Origin of the sequence: Sulfitobacter sp. HI0129 (assembly GCF_001635395.1) — a bacterium.
Lineage (GTDB): Bacteria > Pseudomonadota > Alphaproteobacteria > Rhodobacterales > Rhodobacteraceae > Sulfitobacter.
In genome coordinates this window covers 1-5,295 of sequence record NZ_LWGH01000388.1, presented here as the reverse complement: position 1 = coordinate 5,295, position 5,295 = coordinate 1, and the positions used below count along the sequence as shown (strand labels likewise).

At 65.6% G+C, this 5,295-nt stretch carries 5 protein-coding genes; 3 read left to right on the top strand and 2 right to left on the bottom strand.

All coding sequences use genetic code 11. From position 1 onward, the window contains the following. Positions 1-1,844, top strand: a 1,844-nt coding sequence (locus tag A3764_RS10140; protein ID WP_067951555.1) for a xanthine dehydrogenase family protein molybdopterin-binding subunit, incomplete at its 5' end; no start/stop codon positions are given. After that, positions 1,822-2,916: a DUF2235 domain-containing protein gene (locus A3764_RS10135; RefSeq protein ID WP_067923346.1), complete on the top strand. Its 1,095-nt coding sequence runs from the start codon at positions 1,822-1,824 to the stop codon at positions 2,914-2,916. The genes A3764_RS10140 and A3764_RS10135, both read left to right, overlap by 23 nt. A gap of 12 nt (positions 2,917-2,928) precedes the next feature. On the opposite strand, the gene A3764_RS10130 is transcribed toward A3764_RS10135, so the two are convergent. Both A3764_RS10130 and metF read right to left on the bottom strand, forming a co-directional pair. Next, complete coding sequence (locus A3764_RS10130) at positions 2,929-3,411, bottom strand: PaaI family thioesterase (RefSeq protein WP_067923349.1); 483 nt, start codon at positions 3,409-3,411, stop codon at positions 2,929-2,931. 62 nt (positions 3,412-3,473) lie between these two features. After that, positions 3,474-4,340, bottom strand: coding sequence for a methylenetetrahydrofolate reductase [NAD(P)H] (gene metF / locus A3764_RS10125; protein WP_067923352.1), 867 nt, complete (start codon positions 4,338-4,340; stop codon positions 3,474-3,476). A gap of 118 nt (positions 4,341-4,458) precedes the next feature. On the opposite strand from metF, the gene A3764_RS10120 reads away from it, so the two are divergent. Continuing rightward, positions 4,459-5,295: LysR family transcriptional regulator (locus A3764_RS10120; RefSeq protein ID WP_067951554.1), on the top strand; the 837-nt coding region annotated here is incomplete at its 3' end.

Below are 5,295 nucleotides of genomic sequence, written 5' to 3'. Positions count from 1 at the left end.
TGCACGACGAAGCGCCCGACAACCGCGCCTTTGACTGGGGGCTGGGCGACGAAGAGGCGACGCAGGCGGCCTTTGACGCGGCCGCGCGCAGCGTGTCGCTGGAAATCGCGGACAACCGGATCATCGTGAACTCGCTCGAACCGCGCGGCTGCTATGCCGAATGGACCGACGGAAAGCTCCATGTCGCCAACAACGGGCAGGGTGTCTGGGTGCACAAGGACAACCTCGTGAAGGCTTTCGGGCTGGAAGGTGACGATGTGCGCGTGACCAACCCGGACGTGGGCGGCGGCTTTGGCATGAAGGCCATGGCCTACCCTGAATATTTCAGCGTGGCGCAGGCCGCGCGCCTGACCGGGCGACCGGTGCGCTGGATGTCGGACCGGACAGAAGCGATGCTGAGCGACAACGGCGGGCGCGACCTCGTGTCGCTGGCGGAACTGGCCTTTGACGAAAACAACCGGATGACCGCCTACCGGGTCCGGTCGCGCTGCAACCTCGGCGCCTATAACTCGCAATTCGGTCAGGCGATCCAGACCAACCTCTTCAGCCGCGTGCTGATGGGCGTCTATGATGTGCAGACCACATGGCTGCAGGTTGAGGGCTATTATACCAACACGGTGCAGGTGGATGCCTATCGCGGCGCGGGCCGGCCCGAAGCGATCTATGTGCTGGAACGGCTGATGGACCGGGCCGCGCGCGAACTGGGCGTGGACCCGTGGGAGCTGCGGCGCATCAACTTCATCGCGCCGGATAAATTCCCCTACAAAAGCGCCACGGGCGAAACCTACGACGTCGGCGAATTCGCCCGCGTGCTGGACCGCGCCGCCGAAAAGGCGGACCGGGACGGCTTTGCCGCCCGGCGCGCGGCGGATGCGGAGCGGGGCCTGCTGCGCGGGCAGGGGCTTTGCTATTACATCGAAAGCATCCTCGGCGATCCCAGCGAGGGCGCGCAGGTCGTCTTCAACGAGGACGACACCGCGACGATCCTCGTGGGCACCCAGAGCAACGGGCAGGGCCATGAAACCGTCTATGCCCAGTTTCTCAGCGATCAGACGGGCATTCCCGCCGACCGCATCACCGTCGTCCAAGGGGACAGCGACCTGATCGCGCAGGGGGGCGGCACCGGCGGCTCACGCTCCGTCACCGTGCAGAACAACGCCACGCTGGCGACCGTCGCGAAGATGACGGCGGCCTTCACCGCCTTCCTCGCCGAAGAGCTCGATGTGCCGGAAGATGCGATCCGCTTCGATGACGAACGCTTCCGCGCCGAAGGCTCCAACGTCTCCCCCACCATGCTGGAGGTCGCGCGCATGGCCCGTGAAAAGGGCCGCGACGATCTGCTGCGCCATCACGAACGCGCCAAGCTGGAAGCGCGCAGCTATCCCAACGGCGCCCATGTGGCCGAGGTGGTCGTGGACCCCGCCACCGGCGTCGTGACGGTCGACAGCTACACCGTGGTCGATGATTTCGGAAACCTCATCAACCCGATGCTGGCCGAAGGGCAGGTGCATGGCGGTGTGGCGCAGGGAATCGGGCAGGCATTGCAGGAACATGTGGTCTATGACGCGGACGGCCAGCTGCTTACGGCGTCCTTCATGGATTACGCCATGCCGCGCGCCATAGATTTGCCGGGAATTTCGTTTACATCTGAACCCGTCCCATCCACGGCCAATATCATGGGCATGAAAGGATGTGGCGAGGCAGGAACGGTCGGAGCACTGGCAGCCGTGTCGAACGCGGTGCAGGATGCGCTCTGGGAACGTGGCGTGAGACAGGCGGACATGCCCTTCACGCCGCACAAGGTATGGGAGCTGTTGAACGGTGGCGCCATCGCGGCAGAATAGGAACTGGTTTGCCCGTCTCTTCGGGCGCTTCTGGCGGCGCCCGGCCTCCGATTTCGGACCGCGCCGGGGGGCTGTCACCCATGTCGTGATCCTCGACGGGACGATGTCGTCCCTTGTAGAGGGGGCGGAGACCAACGTGGGCCTGTCCTACAAGCTGATGCGCGAAATGGGCAGCGCCCTGTCCATCTACTACGAACCCGGCCTGCAGTGGCAGGACTGGCGCAGCACCCGCGACGTGATCATGGGGCGCGGCATCAACCGGCAGATCCGCCGCGCCTATGGCTACCTGGCATCGCGCTACCGGCCCGGCGACCGGGTGTTCTTCTTCGGCTATTCGCGCGGGGCCTACGCGGTACGCTCGCTTGCCGGGGTGATCGACCGGGTGGGCCTGCTGCGCCCGGAGGAGGCGACGGAGCGCAATATCCGCGAGGTTTACCGCCATTACGAAGGCCGTACCCGGCCCGAGACAACCCGCGCCTTCAGCCGGGCCCTCTGTCAGAAGGACGTCACGATCGAGATGATCGGCGCATGGGACACGGTGAAATCGCTGGGCATCAACGCGCCGGTCCTCTGGCGGCTGAGCGAGCGGCACCATTCCTTCCACAACCACGACCTCAGCAGTATCGTGAAAAACGGGTTTCACGCGCTGGCACTCGACGAGACGCGCATGGCCTATGCGCCGATCCTCTGGCGCTCGGACCCCGATTTCGAAGGCCGGGTGGAGCAGATGTGGTTCCCCGGCACCCATGGCGATGTGGGCGGCCAACTGGGCGGGTTCGAAGCCGCGCGCCCGCTGTCCAACATCCCGCTGGTCTGGATGCTGGAAAAGGCCGAGGAGACCGGGCTGCCCCTGCCCGAAGGCTGGCGCGAACGGTTCCCGCAGGATCCGCACGCGCCTTCGGTGGGCACATGGCGGGGCTATGGCCGGGTTTTCGTCACCCGGCGGCGGCGCAAGCACGCGCTCGACCCGTCGGAGCATATCCACCCCAGCGTGACCGAGCGCGCCGCCGAAGCCGAAGGCGCGTGGCGGCTGCCGGGAATGCGCCTTCCCCGCAAGGTCGCCAAGGGCTGACGCGCCTTTTCCTCAGCCCAGTTTCATCACGATACAGGTCGTTGACCCCGTGGCATAAAGCTTGCCGTCCTCCACGCCCCTGATCTCGCCATGGGCGATGCCGGTGGACCGGCCCACGTGGTCGATCACCCCGATGCTGTCGATCTGCATGCCCAGCGGGATGGAGCGCAGGATGTTGATCTTGTATTCCAGCGTCGTATAGACGCTGCCGCGCGGCACTTTCGTCATGACGGCGCAGGCCATGGCGGAATCCAGCAGCGTTCCGTACCAGCCGCCGTGCACGGTGCCCATCGGGTTGGTGGTGCCGAAATCGGGCGCGCCGCGAAAGACGACGCGGCCCTCTTCGACCTCGTGCAGGGTATAGCCCATCTTTTCCGAGATGGGCGGGCCGGGGAAAGTCCCGTCCACCATCTTCTGCATGAATTCGAGGCCGCTGTAGTTCAGCACTTCGGACTGCGGTACGAGGTCGGCCGGTGATTTCGCGATGGGTCGCACGGGGGTGGCTCCTGTCTGTTACGGCGGCCAGTAGGGACCGCCGCACCGGCAGGGGCAAGCGCTTACGCTACGTCCGAAAGCGCCACCTGCGGGGTCACGCCCAGGGCGCGGCAGACATTGCGCGTCAGTTCCGCACGGTTCAGCGTATAGAAATGCAGCGTGTCGACGCCTTCGTCGATCAGCTCGCTGCACAGTTCGGTGCAGAGCGCTGTCGCCAGCAGGTCGTGCCGGTCGTCGCGGATCGCCGCGTCAAAGGACTGGTGCACCCAGTCGGGGATCAGCGCGCCGCAGCGTTCGGCGAAGGACCGGGCCGATTTCCAGTTCACCACCGGCATGATGCCCGGCGTGATCGGCTTGTCGATGCCCGCCTTTTCGCAGGCATCGCGGAACCGCAGGAAGGTTTCGGCCTCGAAGAAGAACTGGGTGATCGCCTCGTCCGCGCCGGCGTCGAACTTGCGCTTGAGCCATTCGATATTGGCGGCCTCGTCGGCGGCGTCGGGGTGCGAATCGGGGTAGGCGCCCACGCGGATGGTGAACTGGTTCATATCGGCGAGCGCCTCGATCAGCTCACAGCTGTTGGCGAAGCCTTGCGGATGGGCGGTGAAGCGATCGGCCCCGTCCGCCGGGTCGCCGCGCAGGGCCACGATGTCGGTCACGCCGGCTTCGGTAAAGCCGCGCGCCACGTCGAGCGTTTCTTCGCGGCTGGCACCCACGCAGGTCAGATGGGCGGCCACCGGCAGCCCGGAGGTGCGCCGCAGCACATGCGCCGAATCCTGTGTCAGATCCCGGGTGGAGCCCCCGGCACCATAGGTGACGGAGAAAAACCGCGGGGCCAGCGGCGCGAGCGCCTGCGCGGTATCCCACAGCTTGAAAGCTGCATCGACCGAACGGGGCGGGAAAACTTCGAAGGATACGCGAGGCGTGGTCATTACTACATTCCTGAAACGGGGCCGACGGGCGGCGGGATATCTGTTGCCCCACTTGTCGCATGTGTCGCGATGTGAGACAAATTCATAACTCTCATCTTCAACATGAGGAACGCCTCATATGCATATCGAGTTCCGGCACCTGCGCACCATACAGGCGATTCACGAAGCCGGCGGGCTGGCCCGGGCCGCCGAGCAGATGAACATCACCCAATCCGCGCTCAGCCATCAGGTGAAGGGGCTGGAAGACCAGGCGGGGGTGGAGCTTTTCGTGCGCCGCTCCAAACCGCTGAAATTGTCGCCCGCCGGGCAGCGGCTGCTGAAGCTCGCCCAGCAGGTTCTGCCGCAGGTGGAGGCGCTGCAGGCGGAATTCACCGGCCTGCGCGCGGGCAGCACCGGGCGGATGCATATCGCCATCGAATGTCACGCCTGTTTCGAATGGCTGTTCCCCGTGCTGGAACAGTTCCGCCGCGCCTGGCCGGACGTGGATGTGGACATCCGCCCCGGCCTCGCCTTCGAGGCGCTGCCTGCCCTCCTGCGCGAGGAGGTGGACCTTGTGGTGAGTTCCGATCCCGAGGACCTGCCCGGTGTGACCTTCATCGAATTGTTCGACTACAACCCGGTCTTTGTCGCGGCCAGCACCCACCCGCTGGCATCCAAACCCTACGTGGAGGCGGCGGATTTCCGGGGCGAGACGCTGATCACCTACCCGGTGGAACGGTCCCGGCTGGACATCTTCAGCCAGTTGCTGATCCCGGCCAAGGTCGAACCGGCGGCGATCCGTCAGGTGGAATTGACGGCGGTGATCCTGCTGCTGGTGGCGTCGAACCGGGGGGTGTCGGTCCTGCCCGACTGGGTCGTGCGGGAGGTGAAATATTCATCCGACTACGTGACCCGCCCCCTGACGGAGACGGGCATCACCCGCAGGCTCTATGCCGCCGTGCGGAGCGACGACAAG